At 33.6% G+C, this 16616-nt stretch carries 17 protein-coding genes; 12 read left to right on the forward strand and 5 right to left on the reverse strand.

Translation table 11 applies throughout. The features are described from left to right. Positions 1-93 precede the first annotated feature (93 nt). The 5 genes from IEV84_RS13040 (at position 94) to groL (ending at position 3983) form a co-directional block, all read left to right on the forward strand. Positions 94-597: an LptE family protein gene (locus IEV84_RS13040; RefSeq protein WP_188494713.1), complete on the forward strand. Its 504-nt coding sequence runs from the start codon at positions 94-96 to the stop codon at positions 595-597. A 71-nt stretch (positions 598-668) separates the two neighbouring features. Continuing rightward, positions 669-1529, forward strand: a complete 861-nt coding sequence (locus IEV84_RS13045; protein WP_188494714.1) for a tetratricopeptide repeat protein — start codon at positions 669-671, stop codon at positions 1527-1529. Between the two features lie 3 nt (positions 1530-1532). After that, complete coding sequence (gene secG / locus IEV84_RS13050; protein ID WP_188494715.1) at positions 1533-1871, forward strand: preprotein translocase subunit SecG; 339 nt, start codon at positions 1533-1535, stop codon at positions 1869-1871. A gap of 143 nt (positions 1872-2014) precedes the next feature. Further along, positions 2015-2290 carry a co-chaperone GroES gene (locus tag IEV84_RS13055; protein ID WP_071184975.1) on the forward strand — a complete coding sequence of 92 codons (276 nt, stop codon included), beginning with the start codon at positions 2015-2017 and terminating at the stop codon, positions 2288-2290. Between the two features lie 64 nt (positions 2291-2354). Further along, a complete protein-coding gene (gene groL, locus IEV84_RS13060; protein WP_188494716.1) occupies positions 2355-3983 on the forward strand; it encodes a chaperonin GroEL in 1629 nt (542 codons plus the stop codon). Between the two features lie 258 nt (positions 3984-4241). Here groL and IEV84_RS13065 read toward each other — a convergent pair whose 3' ends face one another. From IEV84_RS13065 to xrtF, 5 genes are all read right to left on the reverse strand, one after another. After that, complete coding sequence (locus tag IEV84_RS13065; protein ID WP_188494717.1) at positions 4242-4925, reverse strand: DedA family protein; 684 nt, start codon at positions 4923-4925, stop codon at positions 4242-4244. A gap of 139 nt (positions 4926-5064) precedes the next feature. Further along, positions 5065-6423 carry an MBL fold metallo-hydrolase gene (locus IEV84_RS13070; RefSeq protein ID WP_188494718.1) on the reverse strand — a complete coding sequence of 453 codons (1359 nt, stop codon included), beginning with the start codon at positions 6421-6423 and terminating at the stop codon, positions 5065-5067. Between the two features lie 15 nt (positions 6424-6438). Continuing rightward, positions 6439-7269, reverse strand: a complete 831-nt coding sequence (locus tag IEV84_RS13075) for a restriction endonuclease (RefSeq protein WP_188494719.1) — start codon at positions 7267-7269, stop codon at positions 6439-6441. 157 nt (positions 7270-7426) lie between these two features. Beyond that, on the reverse strand, positions 7427-7882 hold the full coding sequence (locus IEV84_RS13080; RefSeq protein ID WP_188494720.1) for an exosortase F system-associated membrane protein: 456 nt from the start codon (positions 7880-7882) through the stop codon (positions 7427-7429). Beyond that, positions 7872-8408 (reverse strand): exosortase family protein XrtF, encoded by a 537-nt coding sequence (gene xrtF / locus IEV84_RS13085; protein ID WP_188494721.1) that lies wholly within the window; start codon positions 8406-8408, stop codon positions 7872-7874. The genes IEV84_RS13080 and xrtF overlap by 11 nt, the downstream gene beginning before the upstream one ends. A 120-nt stretch (positions 8409-8528) precedes the next feature. Here xrtF and IEV84_RS13090 point away from each other — a divergent pair, with 120 nt between their 5' ends. The 7 genes from IEV84_RS13090 to IEV84_RS13120 all read left to right on the forward strand — a co-directional run bounded on the left by IEV84_RS13090 (position 8529) and on the right by IEV84_RS13120 (position 16482). Then, a complete protein-coding gene (locus tag IEV84_RS13090) occupies positions 8529-9545 on the forward strand; it encodes an energy transducer TonB (protein WP_188494722.1) in 1017 nt (338 codons plus the stop codon). Positions 9546-9607: 62 nt separating this feature from the next. Then, entirely contained in the window at positions 9608-10606 is a 999-nt protein-coding gene (locus IEV84_RS13095) for an energy transducer TonB (protein WP_188494723.1), read from the forward strand. 109 nt (positions 10607-10715) lie between these two features. Further along, positions 10716-10985, forward strand: a complete 270-nt coding sequence (gene rpsO, locus IEV84_RS13100) for a 30S ribosomal protein S15 (RefSeq protein WP_066326752.1) — start codon at positions 10716-10718, stop codon at positions 10983-10985. Positions 10986-11224: 239 nt separating this feature from the next. After that, complete coding sequence (locus tag IEV84_RS13105) at positions 11225-13369, forward strand: polyribonucleotide nucleotidyltransferase (RefSeq protein WP_188494724.1); 2145 nt, start codon at positions 11225-11227, stop codon at positions 13367-13369. A gap of 153 nt (positions 13370-13522) precedes the next feature. Continuing rightward, entirely contained in the window at positions 13523-13924 is a 402-nt protein-coding gene (locus IEV84_RS13110) for a hypothetical protein (protein ID WP_188494725.1), read from the forward strand. Positions 13925-14009: 85 nt separating this feature from the next. Beyond that, a complete protein-coding gene (locus IEV84_RS13115) occupies positions 14010-15743 on the forward strand; it encodes a tetratricopeptide repeat-containing sensor histidine kinase (protein WP_188494726.1) in 1734 nt (577 codons plus the stop codon). Further along, entirely contained in the window at positions 15736-16482 is a 747-nt protein-coding gene (locus IEV84_RS13120) for a LytR/AlgR family response regulator transcription factor (RefSeq protein WP_188494727.1), read from the forward strand. Before IEV84_RS13115 ends, IEV84_RS13120 begins: the two co-directional genes overlap by 8 nt. Positions 16483-16616 lie beyond the last annotated feature (134 nt).

The following is a 16616-nucleotide window of genomic DNA, read 5'->3' on the forward strand; positions in this document are numbered from 1 at the left end:
AAAATTCCAAATTCCAATTTTTATATTTGAACACCATTGGAATTTGGAATTTAATCCCGAAATTTCGGGATTAGAATTTCTTCAATAAACAGTATGAAAAAAATACATTCTCTTTTCGCATTAATCAGTCTTTTCATGTTGAATGGTTGCGGAATTTATAACTTTACAGGAACAGGAAAAATTGATGCTAAAACCTTTCAGGTTAATTTCTTTCAAAATAATGCTGATTTAGTGGAACCCGGAATTGATCGAACTTTTACTCTTGCCTTACAGGATCTTCTTCAAAATCAAACTAATCTAAACTTGGTAAGCAACGGTGGCGATTTAACTTATGAAGGTGAAATTGTAGATTATCGAATTAGTCCAATGACCGCTACTGCCGACCAACAAGCAGCCCAAAACCGATTAAAAATCAGAGTAAACGTACGATTTACAAATAGAAAAAAAGAAGCAGACGATTTTGAAAAAACATTTGAATTCTTTTACGATTTCCCAGCAACCACACAATTGCAGGGCACTGTATTAAATACAGCATTGGATGAAATTTTTGAAAGAATCACTCAGGATATTTTTAATGAATCGCTTGCTAAATGGTAACAAAAGGCTAGCAGTTTTCAGCTTACAGACTAACACTGAATACTAAAAACTAAAAACTGAACACTCAAAAAATGAACGTAACCGATTATACTTATTTAATCAACAAACCCAATACAATTACCGAAAAGCAAACTCTTGCTTTAGAGAAAGTATTGGATGAATTCCCCTATTTTCAAAGCGCAAGAGCCTTACGCTTAAAAGGACTGTACAACGAAAATAGTTTTAAGTATAACTCGGCATTAAAAGTTACGGCAGCACATACTACTGACAGAGCCATTTTATTTGATTTTATCAGCTCGGAAAGTTTTAATGCTATTCAAAAAGAATTATTCGATAAAAAAACAAATGAATTACTTTCAATCGATGTCATTGACAGTATCGAAGTAATCCCGACGAGTACAACAACTATCGACAAAAATAGTATTGTACTCGAAAACACTACTGCAATCAACATCGAAGAAGATTTTGTTCCAGTCGAAGAAACACCACAAACTGCTGAAGAAAAATTAGAATTAGGTAAACCTTTGGCTTTTTCTAAAAACGAAACCCATTCTTTTCAGGAATGGTTGCAACTCTCCAGAATACAACCTATAATTAGGGAAACAGAAACTAACAAGAGTTCAAAAAACACAGCTTCGGATGAGGATGTAAAAAAGAAAAAAGAATCCATCATCAATAAATTTATTGAAAACAATCCGAAGATTTCACCCATAAAAGCAGGAACTACAACCAGCCTTAACATAGACATCAATAAAGAAGACACCAGTTCGCTGATGACAGAAACTCTGGCTAAGGTATATTTGGAACAAAAAAAATATCAAAAAGCAATTCAAGCTTATGAAATATTAATTTTGAAATATCCAGAAAAAAGTAGTTTCTTTGCAGACCGCATATCGGATATTAAGATTTTACAACAAAACAATAATAATTAAGTAATGAGCACATTTTCAATTTTTTTAGTTTTAATAACTATAGTTTGTTTTCTACTAATTGTAGTAATTATGGTTCAAAATCCTAAAGGTGGTGGATTATCATCTTCTATAGGAGGTTCTCAAATGTTAGGTGGTGTACAAAAAACAACCGACTTTTTAGACCGAAGCACCTGGACATTAGGTATCGTTTTAATTGCTTTGATTATTTTATCAAGCTTAAGCTTTAACGGTTCTTTAAGTGACACCGATTCTAAAATCATTGACAATACCGAAGCTGCTGCACCGGCTACACAACCAGCTGCACCTGCAACTCCGGTTACTCCTGCTGCTCCAGCAAAATAATTACTATTCTAATATAGAGTATAAAAAATGCCAGCCTGTCAAAGCTGGCATTTTTCATAAGAAAAAATGGCAGTTTAATTAGGCTGGCATAATTTCTGAATAGCAAAAGCAAAATTTAATTAATTAATTTAAAATAAAAAATCATGACATTAAACATTAAACCACTTTCAGACAGAGTACTGATTGAACCAGTTGCAGCTGAAACTAAGACAGCGTCAGGGATTTTTATTCCAGATACTGCCAAAGAAAAACCACAAAAAGGAACTGTTGTAGCCGTAGGAAATGGCACAAAAGATCATGAAATGACCGTAAAAATTGGAGACACTGTACTTTACGGAAAATATGCCGGTACCGAACTAAAACTAGAAGGAACGGACTATTTGATTATGAGAGAAGACGATATTCTTGCAATAATCTAAATTCGTATTAAGAATTAAGTACAAAGTATTAAAATTTTTAAAACAATAATAAAGTAAAAACAAAATGGCAAAAGACATAAAATTTGATATCGAAGCACGTGACGGACTAAAACGTGGTGTTGACGCATTAGCAAATGCAGTAAAAGTAACTTTGGGACCAAAAGGTCGTAATGTAATCATTGGTAAAACTTTTGGAGGACCAACAGTTACTAAAGACGGTGTTTCTGTTGCAAAAGAAATCGAATTAAAAGATCCATTAGAAAATATGGGAGCTCAAATGGTTAAAGAAGTAGCTTCTAAAACCAATGATTTAGCCGGAGACGGAACTACAACTGCAACCGTTTTAGCGCAGGCAATCGTAAAAGAAGGTTTGAAAAACGTTGCTGCCGGAGCCAATCCGATGGATTTAAAACGCGGTATCGACAAAGCTGTTGATGCTATTGTTGCTGATCTTGCTAAACAATCTCAGGTGGTAGGCAGTGATTCTGATAAAATCAAACAAATCGCTTCTATTTCTGCCAACAACGACGAAGTTATTGGTGAATTAATCGCTACCGCTTTCGCAAAAGTTGGAAAAGAAGGAGTTATCACTGTTGAAGAAGCAAAAGGTACTGATACTTTTGTTGACGTTGTTGAAGGAATGCAATTTGACAGAGGATATCTTTCTCCATATTTTGTTACCAATTCTGAAAAAATGGAAGTGGAACTAGACAACCCTTACATTTTATTATACGATAAAAAAGTTTCTTCATTAAAAGAATTACTACCGGTACTTGAGCCGGTTGCGCAATCAGGAAAACCATTATTGATTATTGCTGAAGACGTGGATGGTGAAGCACTTTCAACATTAGTAGTAAACAAATTGCGTGGAGCTTTAAAAATTGCTGCTGTAAAAGCACCAGGTTTCGGTGACAGACGAAAAGCAATGTTAGAAGACATAGCTATCTTGACTGGCGGAACTGTAATCTCTGAAGAAAGAGGATACACTCTTGAAAACACTACCATCGAAATGTTAGGAACTGCCAAAAGAGTTGCTATTGACAAAGACAACACTACCATTGTAAGTGGTGCTGGTGAAGCGGAAATGATTAAAAACCGCGTAAACCAAATCAAAGGTCAAATGGAAGTTACTACTTCTGATTATGACAAAGAAAAATTACAGGAGCGTTTAGCTAAATTGGCTGGAGGTGTTGCTGTACTTTATGTAGGAGCTGCTTCGGAAGTAGAAATGAAAGAGAAAAAAGACCGCGTTGACGATGCTTTACACGCAACTCGTGCTGCTGTAGAAGAAGGAATCGTTGCTGGTGGTGGTGTAGCCTTATTAAGAGCCAAAGCTGTCTTAAGCAATCTTGTCGCTGACAATGCTGACGAAACTACCGGAATCCAAATTGTATCTCGCGCTGTAGAAGCTCCATTGAGAACTATTGTAGAAAATGCAGGTCTTGAAGGTTCTGTAGTGGTTGCAAAAGTAGCTGAAGGAGCTGATGATTTTGGATACAATGCAAAAACTAACGAATATGTTGACATGCTAAAAGCAGGAATTATCGATCCTAAAAAAGTAACTCGTGTAGCATTAGAAAATGCAGCATCAGTTTCAGGAATGATCTTAACTACTGAATGCGCATTGATTGACATCAAGGAAGAAGCTGCCGGCGGAATGCCAATGGGTGGTGGAATGCCGGGAATGATGTAATATTTACAAAAATTCCAAATCTGAAATTCTCTAAATTCCAAAATTGGAATGAAATAAAAAATCCGTCCCGATGGCTATTGGGACGGATTTTTCAATTATAAATAGATTAAAATTCCAAATCAGAAATTCCAAATTCCAAATTCCAAAATCCAAAATCTAAAACTTCGTGTAAAAACAAAAAAAATCCGTCCTGAAGATTTTCAAGACGGATTTTTTATTAAAATGTATCGTTATTTCAAAAACGAGACAATGCTATTCTTATTCTTTTGATTCCGGTAATTTCTTTGCCAGTTTAAGAATCACAGGTAATAAAGTCACTAAAACCAATCCGATGACAATAATTTCGATGTGTTCTTTCAAATCAATTTGATAGTTTTCAAGTAAAAAGCCATACAAATAATGACCTGCAAAAATCAATGTAAAAGACCATAATAAGGAACTCACAACATTAAAAAACATGAATTTTTTCTTATCCATAGTCACAATTCCCGCTACAATAGGTGCAAAAGTCCTGAAAATAGGCAGGAATCTGGCAAAAATGATTGCTCTTCCTCCATGTCTTTCAAAGAAATCTTTAGATTGAATCAGGTATTTTTTCTTAAACCAAAAACTATCTTCTTTATTATACAAATAATAACCACTTTTAGCTCCAAACCAATACCCCACAGTATTTCCTAAAATCCCTGCTAAGGCAATCATTGACGACAATAAAGTGACATTAACAAAATCGCTTTCGATAAAAAGTATATTTTCTATTAATTCCCGATTATAAATACCTGCAAGAAAAAGCAAACTATCACCCGGCAAAAAGAAGCCGGCAAACAGGCCTGTTTCAGCAAAAACAATAAACAATACAATATAAATCCCCAGCTTTATTCCATTTACATCAAAATGAATATAAAAAAGAGGGTCTATTAAATTTTTCCAGTCAAAACTATCCATTCTTCAAGGTTTTATTCAAAATATTTTTGGGCGTGAAAGTAAGAATAAATTAGTGGAACCACAATTTATTCGTTTCTTTTTAAAGTTTTATTAACGATAAAAAAAGTTCCTTGAAGAATGTTAATATTTTTTGCGTTTATTAAAATTCAAATTCCTGTCCCATCAGAGGTACAGAGCAATTGAGGCGATAAACTTCTTTAATTTTAATCCGTAATTCATCGGCAGCGGCAGGCTCTCCATGAACTAAAAAAACTTTCTTAGGTTTCTTTTCTAATTCTGACAACCAATTCAACAAATCAGCCTGATCGCCATGAGCTGACAAACCATTTATAGCTACAATTTTTGCACGAACATTATAATAATTACCAAATATTTTAATCGACTTAGCACCTTCGACTAATTTTCGTCCTCTGGTTCCTTCAGCCTGATAGCCCACTATAATAATGGTGGTATCAGGATTTCCAATATAATTTTCCAGATAACTCAAAACACGACCACCTGTAATCATTCCGCTTGCAGCAATCACTACTTTAGCTCCTTTGTTATTAATTGCCGCTAAAGTTTCTTCATAATCTGAATTAATGATAAACATCTTACTCATTAGCTGACAATCGGCAATACTTAATTTATGCCATTTCGGATTATTAAAAAAAACTTCAAAAGCTCCTACTCCCATAGGAGAATCAACTATATAAGGAATATCAGGAATTCGTCCTTCTTTTTTCAACTCCCACAATAAATACATAATTCCCTGAGCCCGTTCTACAGCAAAACTCGGGATAATAACCGTCCCTCCTTTTCTGAATGCGGTATTGATATAATCTTCCAATTCTAATTTAGGGTCAGTATCAGGATGCAAACGGTCTCCATAAGTACTTTCTAAAAACACTAAATCTGCTTTTTTAGGTTTTACCGGAGGATACAACAACACATCATTATCTCTGCCTAAATCCCCGGAAAACAACAATGTTTTATCTTCTAAAAACAAACTGATACTACATGCCCCAATAATATGTCCGGCCGGAGTAAATACGGCTTTAATTCCTGAATCAAATTCGAATATTTGTTCTGGCGGAATGACATTAAAAAGCGGAAACACTTTTTTTGCCTGCTCCACAGTATATAAGGGTTGTGCTATCTCATGTTTGGAATAACTCTCTTCGTTAGCTTTTTTAGCATCTTCTTCCTGAATTTTAGCACTATCTACTAATATCAATTTGGCAATTTCCATTGTAGGACCAGTGCAAAATATCTTACCGCTAAATCCCTGATTTACCAGTATGGGCAACCAGCCGCAATGATCTAAATGCCCATGTGTTAACAATACAAAATCAATAGTTGAAGCCAGCACCGGCAATGGTTCCCAGTTGAGTTCCCGTAAAGATTTTATCCCCTGAAACAATCCACAATCAATTAAAATGCGAATACCATCATTGCTCTCAATCAGAGTTTTAGATCCTGTTACAGTTCCTGCTGCCCCTATAAATTTGATTTTCATAATGCTACTATTAAATTAAAAACACTTGCACAATTCAGACACTTCTTTTAAGACATTCTTAATCCTGTTGGAACTAATTCCGATTTCTTTTAAAACCGATCTGTTATCAACTAATTCCTTTACTAAAATAACATCCAGTAATAAAATTTTTTCTTTTTCAGCCCTGGATAAAGTTGTCAAACAGGTTACAGGATACAAACAATCAACATTATTACGGGATTTTAAGCTTCTTTTTTCCGGATAATCCCAACTCAGCAAATTAATCCCTGAACATTCGGCAAAGGCAATAGCATCAGCTGTAAAACGGGTATTGGTCACAATCCAGCAATCGGTTATTCTTTCTTTATTCGAAAAAAGATTATAAGTCTTATGTCTTAAATCATTAAATCTCGAGAAAACATACATAGGTACTTTAACATCTGAAGCGGCTTCCTTTCCTCCGTGAAATTTACATTCAACCATAGCAACCGTATCGTTTTTTTTAATAAGAATATCCACTTCGTGCATTACACAATTGCCCTGCAAAACAACATTGGTTTTAGTGATGTATTTTTCAGCTTCAAAAAGTCGCGCTATGTATTTTTCGAAATAAAAACCTTCAGGACCTAGCATTTCAATTGCGGCTCTGAGATTGTATCTGGCAGCATGGGAATGAGTGTGTTTTTTTAACAGCGCAAATGCTTTCTTGTAAATATTTTTAGTCGAAATTCCCTCATATATTTCACTGCTAATTTCTTTCAAAATCCCCTCGGCCGTAAATGCGTCGGCACCGGATTTCAATAACGATGCCTCCAACTTTTCCGGATTGAAATTAACAACTGCTCCTGAATGTTTTACAATTTTCATAATTCTGTTAATTATACTAATTCACAACTATAATACTTTCTTAAAGTTACAAAAAAATACTAATACCGATTATCTATTCAATAATCCCAAAATTATCAGCAGAACTGTTTTCATACTATATCGAGCATTATACCAGATTTTTTTGACTGCTTAGTAATTATAATTTGGCATCAGAATGTCGTTTTTGAAAATAAAATGCTGGAATAAAGAGTAAAACAAAAATAGGCTGAATTAAAAATCTTCGAACATTAAACAATAAGAAATTATTTTCTGCACCATAAAAATAAATCACGGAAAAGAAGAACAACAACAGTAACACAAAGGCAATTAAATACAGAAATAAAGAAAACCGAATCATGGTAACATCTTTGAAAAGCACATATAACAATCCTAATGAAACGACCATATTCAAACCATAACGAAACAATAAATTTAAGATAAGCAGAAAAGAATCAAAAACCGGCAATGGCAAATTATTAAAATCACTTTGAAAATAAAGCAAAAAAGGATCATAGAACAATTCCTCTTCGTAAAAACGAACCAGTACCAGACAAAAAACCAGTCCTAAAGCAAATAGCAGTTGGACACAATGAGTATAAATTTTATTTAGCATACAATGAAAATTTATTGACCCAAACTATCCATAAAACAAACACTACTCCATAAATAAACAGTGGAAAAACCACATCATGCAATAATGATTCCTGCTCCGGAAACCAATAAAGTCCCATACACAACAAACCAATTCGTATTATATTTAAAACATAAATAAAAACACTGCCTCCGATTATAAAAAACAGAGTCGCTTTCAATTTTCCCGAAAAAGAAACCACAAACGACACAAACAAAACAATGACACTCACAGCATTGCAACCTTCAATCATCCGGGCCATATACTGACCTTTATAAAGCAGCATAACATAAGGAATCCCTGTGATTTCCTTAGCCAAAAAATCAATATTGAAGAATGTAAAAAGTTGTTCGGTATTTTTAGCCACTAATTGAGTTAGCACATCAACCGAATTCTCATCAAAAAGAGACAAATACCCCTGATACATCAAACTCAAAACCAAATAAGTCAGGAAAAATTTGGTCAGAAAAACCAAAAATGGACGATATAGAATAAGGTATTTTTTCAAGGTTTGATTTTTATCAAATTTATACAAATTTCAGTAACGATTGTCATCGAAAGAATTTTCGCAAATGTAATACAATACTGTAGTCTATTTCATTATATTTGAAAAAAAATCAAGCTAAAAATGAAAACCAACTTATTAACCACTGCTTTATTATTTATATCAGTAGCTTTATTTGCGCAAAATAATGGGAATAAAACAATTCTACTTGATTCACTGCGTATTCCCACAACTGACAAAAACTACGCCTACATCAGAATCGTAGAAGATTATAAAAGTACCCAAAACTTGTATACTGTTTCCGAATATTATAAATCTGGAAAACTAAGCATGAAAGCTTTTACTAAAAACAAAGACAATCTAAAATTAGAAGGCTTACGCGTTGACTATTACGAAAATGGCAATAAAAAACAGGAATCCAATTATATTGATAATAATTTAAATGGCAAAGAACTACAATGGTATGAAAACGGAAATAAAAAATCAGAAAAAGAAATTACCTGGGACGACCAAAACAAAAACACTATTACCAAAATAATACAATTTTGGAACAAAGATGGACAACAAACAATAATTGACAGTAACGGTCAATATGAAACTACAGAAGAAAATCTCTATGAAAAAGGCGAAATAAAAAATGGTCATAAACAAGGTGTTTGGGAGGGAAAAAATCTTAAAGAAAATTATAGTTTTTCTGAGGTTTATAATGAGGGTAAATTTATCTCAGGAATTAGCACAGATACAAATAACAACAAACTTCCTTATAAGGAACTAATGACAAAACCTACACCAGCAAAAGGAATACCTCATTTTTACCAACATATAGGCAGAAATTACAAAACACCTAAAACACAAGGATTAAGCGGTAAAGTGTATTTATCTTTTGTAGTCGATAAAGATGGAAGTCTTACTGATTTTAGAATACTGAGAGATCTTGGTTATGGTACCGGAGTAGAAGGTATTAGAGTCATAGCCAGTTATGGCAATTGGATTCCGGGAAAAATGAGAGGAATGCCAGCTAAAGTATCCTTTTCTATACCTATTTCAATAAAAGCAATAGAGGGAAACAGCAACTCTAACAACACTGGGGCTTTTTTCAAATCAGAAATGAAAAGAGTAACAAATAATCGCTGGCAGTAATTCAATACAATCAAAATCAATAACAACAATATTACAACTATAGTAATCAATTAAAAAACAAAATGAAAACCGACCAATTAACCATCATTTTATTATTAACAGTAACAACTTTATTCGCCCAAGACAACAAAAACAAAGTTTTTCATCTCGATTCATTACACAATTTTACAACCGAACAGGATTACAAATACACCCGAATAGTTGAAGATTATAATTTTAAAAAAGATGCTTATGTTGTTACTGAATATTACTTATCAGGAAAAATAAGCATGTCGGCCGTAACTAAAAACAAAAACAGTCTGAAATTTGAAGGCCTACGTACTGATTATTACGAAAACGGAAATAAAAAGCAAGAATCCAACTATATTGACAATCGATTAAATGGAAAACAAATTTCTTGGTACGAAAACAATATAAAAAAGTCTGAAAAAGAGATAATATGGGATACCAAAAACAAAACTTCCGAAACAAATGTGATTGCTTTTTGGAATCCAGAAGGGAAACAAACAGTAATAGACGGTAACGGTCAAGTTGAAGAGTCAGATGAAGATAGCTTTGAAAAAGGCGAAATAAAAGACGGCAAAAAAGATGGTGTGTGGATTGGAAAAAATCTTAAAGAAAAAATCAGTTATAGTGAGATTTATAAAAATGGAAACCTTACCTCGGGAATTAGTTCAGACGAAAACAACAATAAGTTTCCATACAAGAAAATTACAGAAAAACCCACCCCAGCTAAAGGAATGGACGATTTTTACATATTCATTGGAAAAAACTTAAGAACACCACAAAACGAAAACATTGACGGAAGAATACTAACCAAATTTATCATAAATAAAAACGGAAATATAACAGATATAGAAATTGTCAAAAGCTTAAGGGAAGATTTAGACAAACAAGCAATTAAAATTATATCTCAATATGGAAGTTGGATTCCTGGGAAAAAAAGAGGAATCCCTAGAATTGAAACGTTTACTCTTCCTATTTCATTAAAATCAGCTACAGCCCGTCAAACTAAATTATTTCCTAATGACATAATAAAAAACACAAATCCTAATTGGTAACAACTCAAAATATTTGAATTGCATTGCTAATTCAAAATAATGTATTACTTTTGCTGCCGTCTTACAATAACTGTTTGACATACATAATAATCATTAAAATAATATTAGCATGTACTTATCTAAAGAAGTAAAAGCAGACATCTTCGCTAAACACGGAGGAAAAGCAGAAAACACAGGATCTGCAGAAGGACAAATCGCTTTGTTCTCTTTCAGAATCAACCACTTGACTGAGCACTTAAAAAGAAATCGTCACGATTACAACACTGAGCGTTCACTAGTGAAATTAGTAGGTAAAAGAAGAGCTTTACTTGACTACTTAAAGAAAACAGATATCAACAGATATCGTGAAATTATCAAAGTATTGGGTATCAGAAAATAGTCAATATACAAAAGAGGTGCGCAAGTACCTCTTTTTTAATTTAATATTATTTGAACCATTAAGAGATTAAGAAAAGTTAAGAGCGAAACTTAATGAAACTAAACTCCTTAATGGCTAAATTATAAAAACCTTATTTTTAAGGTTTCAACAATAAAAAAAAGTTTGGTTTTTCATTGGACACACAACAACTACAACAACACAACTATCGTCCGTAGTATAACCAAAACAAGGAAAAATTTATGATTCCACAAGTAAAACAAGAAATTATCGATTTAGGAGATGGAAGAAGCATCTCAATCGAAACAGGTAAATTAGCCAAACAAGCTGATGGTTCAGTGGTTGTTCGTTTAGGAAACTGTATGCTTTTAGCAACAGCAGTATCTGCAAGAACTTCTAACCCGGGTGTTGACTTTTTACCATTAACGGTAGATTACCGTGAAAAATTTGCCGCTGCAGGTCGTTTCCCAGGAGGTTTCTTCAAGAGAGAAGCGCGTCCAAGCGACAGCGAAGTATTAACAATGAGATTAGTAGACCGTGTATTGCGTCCGCTTTTCCCGGATGATTACCACGCTGAAACTCAGGTAATGATTCAATTGATGTCTCATGACGACAGCGTTATGCCAGATGCACTAGCAGGTTTAGCAGCATCAGCAGCTTTGGCTGTTTCTGACATCCCATTTTACAACTTAATTTCTGAAGTACGTGTTGCACGCGTTGACGGAAAACTAGTAATCAACCCAAGCAGAGAAGAATTAGAACAATCAGACATCGACATGATGATTGGAGCTTCTATGGATTCAGTTGCCATGGTTGAAGGAGAGATGAAAGAAATCTCAGAAGCTGAAATGATCGAAGCTATCAAATTTGCTCACGAAGCTATTAAAGTTCAAATTCAGGCACAACAACGTTTAAGAGCGGCTGTTGGAAATCCTGAATACAGAACTTACGAAGGTGAAGTGGAAGACGAAGCGGTTTATGCAAAAGTAAAAGCTGCTGCTTACGACAAATGTTATGCTATTGCTGCAGAAGCTTCAGGAAAAAGCGAAAGAGGTGAAAAATTTGCTGCTGTAAAAGAAGAAGCGAAAGCCTTATTTACAGAAGAAGAATATGCTGAAAATGCTGATTTAGCAGGATTAGTTGGAAAATATTTCTACAAAACCAATAAAGAAGCCGTTCGTAATGTAATCCTTGAAAAAGGAATTCGTCTTGACGGAAGAAAAACAACTGAAATCAGACCAATCTGGTGTGAAACGGATTATTTACCTTCTGTACACGGTTCGTCATTATTTACACGTGGAGAAACTCAAGCTTTGGCAACTGTAACTCTTGGGACTTCAAGAGAAGCTAACCAAATCGATTCTCCATCTGAACAAGGAGAAGAGAAATTCTACTTACACTACAACTTCCCTCCTTTCTCAACTGGTGAAGCCCGTCCATTAAGAGGAACTTCAAGAAGAGAAGTAGGTCACGGAAACTTAGCTCAAAGAGCATTAAAAAACATGATTCCAGCTGATTGTCCTTATACAATCCGTGTGGTTTCTGAAGTATTAGAATCTAATGGTTCTTCTTCTATGGCTACTGTTTGCGCAGGAACTATGGCTTTGATGGATGCAGGGGTTCAAATGGTAAAACCGGTTTCCGGAATTGCTATGGGATTGATTACTGATGGAGAAAAATTTGCTGTCCTTTCAGATATCTTAGGAGACGAAGATCACTTAGGAGATATGGACTTTAAAGTAACCGGAACTGCTGACGGAATCACTGCCTGTCAAATGGACATCAAAATTGACGGATTGCGTTACGATATCATGGAGCAAGCTTTAAGCCAGGCTCGTGACGGTCGTTTACATATTTTAGGAAAATTAGTTGAAACTATTGCTACTCCAAGAGAAGAGGTAAAAGCACATTCTCCTAAAATTATCACCAGAACAATTCCTGGAAACTTCATTGGTGCTTTAATTGGTCCTGGTGGAAAAGTAATTCAGGATTTACAAAAAGCTACTGGTACTACTATCGTTATCAACGAAGTGGACGAACAAGGTGTTGTTGAAATTTTAGGAACTAATCCAGACGGAATCAAAGCCGTATTAGCTAAAATTGACTCTATCACTTTCAAACCACAGGTAGGAGAAGCTTATGAGGTAAAAGTAGTTAAAATGCTGGATTTTGGTGCTGTAGTTGAATATACTGCTGCTCCAGGAAACGAAGTTTTATTACACGTATCTGAACTGGCTTGGGAACGTACAGAAAACGTTGCCGATGTAGTGAAAATGGGCGATGTATTCCAAGTGAAATACTTAGGAGTTGACCCTAAAACTAAAAAAGAGAAAGTGTCTAAAAAAGCACTTATCGCCCGCCCTCCACGTGAGGCTAAACAAGAGTAATCAGATCTTAGTTTACTAAAGGTTTATTATAAAAAATCCCGTTTCATCCTTTTGAAACGGGATTTTTGATTAAAAAAAAACAAAACTTATTTCGAGATATAATTTTCATAAAAAACATATCTTTATTGATTTTAATCTAAAAAAACATCCACTATGCCTTTAAATGTTATTCAAATCACACAAATCAACCAAGTGCCTTTTGTTATTTCAAATTCAAACGAAGCCAATTACCCTTTATCTCCATTGGTTTCTACAACTTTATTCACTCCCGCTAACGGAAAAGACATTTTAAAAATCAGAGTCACACTTTATATTGATTCGGCCGACAAGGAATTACCCTGGGTAGAACCAAATCCTGAAGTAATTGAAAATTCTTTGCAATTGTATTTTGATTATAATTATCAAGAAGAAAAACCAGTAAGTTTAAACGTTTGGTATATGGAGTTAGATTATACTTCTGATACACTAACAGAGATCACAAGTATTACTTCTTTCTTAAAAGATATTGATCCTGAAGTTTCAAAAGGAACCAGAACTCAAATTCAAAACAACTAAAAAACTCATTTTTAACTTACCTCTTTTGAAGCAATTAAAAGAGGTAAGTTAGTATATTAGTTAGGTTAAACAAACTCAACTGAAAATGACAAAAACTAAACTATTTTTAATTGTATTATATTTAGTTTTCTCTACAAACACCTATTCGCAATATTCAGGAATAAAAGGCATTATAGTCAATTCATTTCAGAAAAAAACAACTCAATTTAAAGATGAAATTAATTTCTCTAAAATGACTTCTTTTTTTGAAGAAGACAAATGGGACTCTACACTCGTATACAGTACAAAACAACTAGCAAATAAAAAACCTGAACTAAATAATTATTGCCATTATATTAGAGGAATCATTTTTTTCAACAAAAAGTTATACAGGAAATCAAAATCAGAATTACTCTTGATTAATGAAAATTTCGACTTGAAACCAATGAAAAATTTGGCATTAGGTAATGCGTCATTAGAATTATTAGAATTTAAAAATGCACTTCATTATTATAAAGAAGTTGAAAAACTACCGGACAATATCAAAAAACCTATTTTGAAAAACGTAAATAATGGCATTGGAACCACATTTATTTTTTTAAAAGAATTTGACAATGCTGAAAAATATTTTCTGAAAAACATAGCTGTTGACGAAGCTGAAAAAAATTATATTTCCTTAAATATTAGCTATACAAATTTAGCCAATTGCTATTACGAAGAAGATAAAAATGATCTCGCTTTTAAATATTTTGAAAAAACTTATTATTTATCTCAAAAAATCAATGATTATAACGCAAAACAACTTGCCAGCTTCAACATGGCTGTTATTGAAGAAGACAGAGGAAACCTCAAAAAAGCTTTAGCCTTTAGAAAAGAAGCAGAAAAATGGAATGATTCTCTAAATGACCAAAATAAAGTATGGGCCGTAGCTGACTTTGAGAAAAAGTTTGCCGTATCACAAAAACAAAAGCAAATTAAAGTATTGGAAATAGAAAATGAACTTAAAAACAATCAAAGAAATTGGTTGTTTTTCTCGGCAATGAGTTTATTGGCACTATTAACCGCAGGTATTTATTTGTATGCCCAAAAAGTAAAAAATGCTAAAATAATTTTACTTCAAAAAAACAAACTCGACGAACTCAACACCACAAAAGACCAACTTTTCTCCATTGTAAGCCATGATTTACGGTCTTCAGTAAATGCTTTGAAAAATAGTAATGCAAAATTAACAGCTACATTAGAATCAAAAAATTACGAGGAACTAAACCAACTCATTATTCAAAACAGCGGAATTGCTAATGGCACTTACAGCCTTTTAGACAATTTATTACACTGGGCGATGCTGCAAACCAAACAATTGTATTTCAACAAAGAATCGGTGCATTTATACTCTATCGTACAACAAATTGAATACAATTACAAACCCTTGCTACTCGAAAAAAGCATTGATTTTGAAAATCTTGTTTCCAAAAGCAGTTTTATATTTGTAGATCTTGATTCGCTTAAAATTATACTTCGCAATTTATTGGATAATGCCATCAAATTTTCGAATGAAAAGGGTAAAATAAGCTTTGCCACAGCAGATACCCAAAACGGTTTTTGGCAATTGATTATCAAAGACAACGGTATCGGAATGACCCAAAATACCCTAAACGAATTACTAAATGACAGCGAATTATTGTCTAAAAAAAACAATTCAGAAATTATCGGGACTGGCTTAGGTTTCCAGTTATGCAAACAAATGATTAAAAAAAATAGCGGTATCTTAGCCATCGAAAGCGAAATCAACAAAGGAACTACCATAACACTTTCGTTTCCCAAAACAGCACAAAATGGATAACATTAACGTCCTTATTATTGAAGATACTCCCGAACAAAGCGAAGCATTGAACAAAGTACTGCTTGCCAACCATTATAACGTAGTAGGTATCGCCACAAATTACACCGATGCGCTATCGCTTTTTTACCAAAAAACGGTCGATGTGATTATAATTGATGTTTTCCTTAATGGCAATCCTGACGGAATTACCTTTGCAGAAACCATCAACATTGTGCCTAATGCTTCAAAACCTTTTGTGTTCCTGACCAGTTCTCAGGATCGTAAAATTTTTGAAAGAGCGAAACTCACCAAACCTTTTAGTTTTTTGATGAAACCCTTCAATGAATTAGAAATTTTATACGCCTTGGAGATGGCTGTAGAAAAATTCTACGAACAAACCAATGTTTTCTTAAGCGAAGATCAAAACACCGTTGTAAGCAACGATTCTCTTTTTATCAAAAAGAAAAATGCACTGAAAAAAGTAGCTTTAAACGACATTCTTTACATTGAAGTAGAAGAACGTTATTGCAACATTATTACCGAAAAAGAAAAGTTTGTCATTCTCATTTCACTAACTAAAATAAGTACCTTACTTGACGCTAATCAATTCATCCGAACGCATCGTAATACCATTGTAAACAGCAATAAAATTGAAGAAATAATTCTGGCTGACAATCTTATCATTCTAAAAGGCAATCATAAAATAAAACTCAGCGACACTTATAAAGATTTTATAAAAAAAATGAATATCCTTTCTTAAAAATACAATTTGTATTCCATCCTAAATCCTCTCCATTCGAGAGGATTTTTTCATTTACAAAAAAACAAACTTCATGACACAAAAAACGGTCTTCATGACATTTTAAAACACCAAAAACGACTAACAAATTACTT

The sequence above is a fragment of the Flavobacterium palustre genome, assembly GCF_014639535.1.
Classification (GTDB): Bacteria; Bacteroidota; Bacteroidia; order Flavobacteriales; family Flavobacteriaceae; genus Flavobacterium; species Flavobacterium palustre.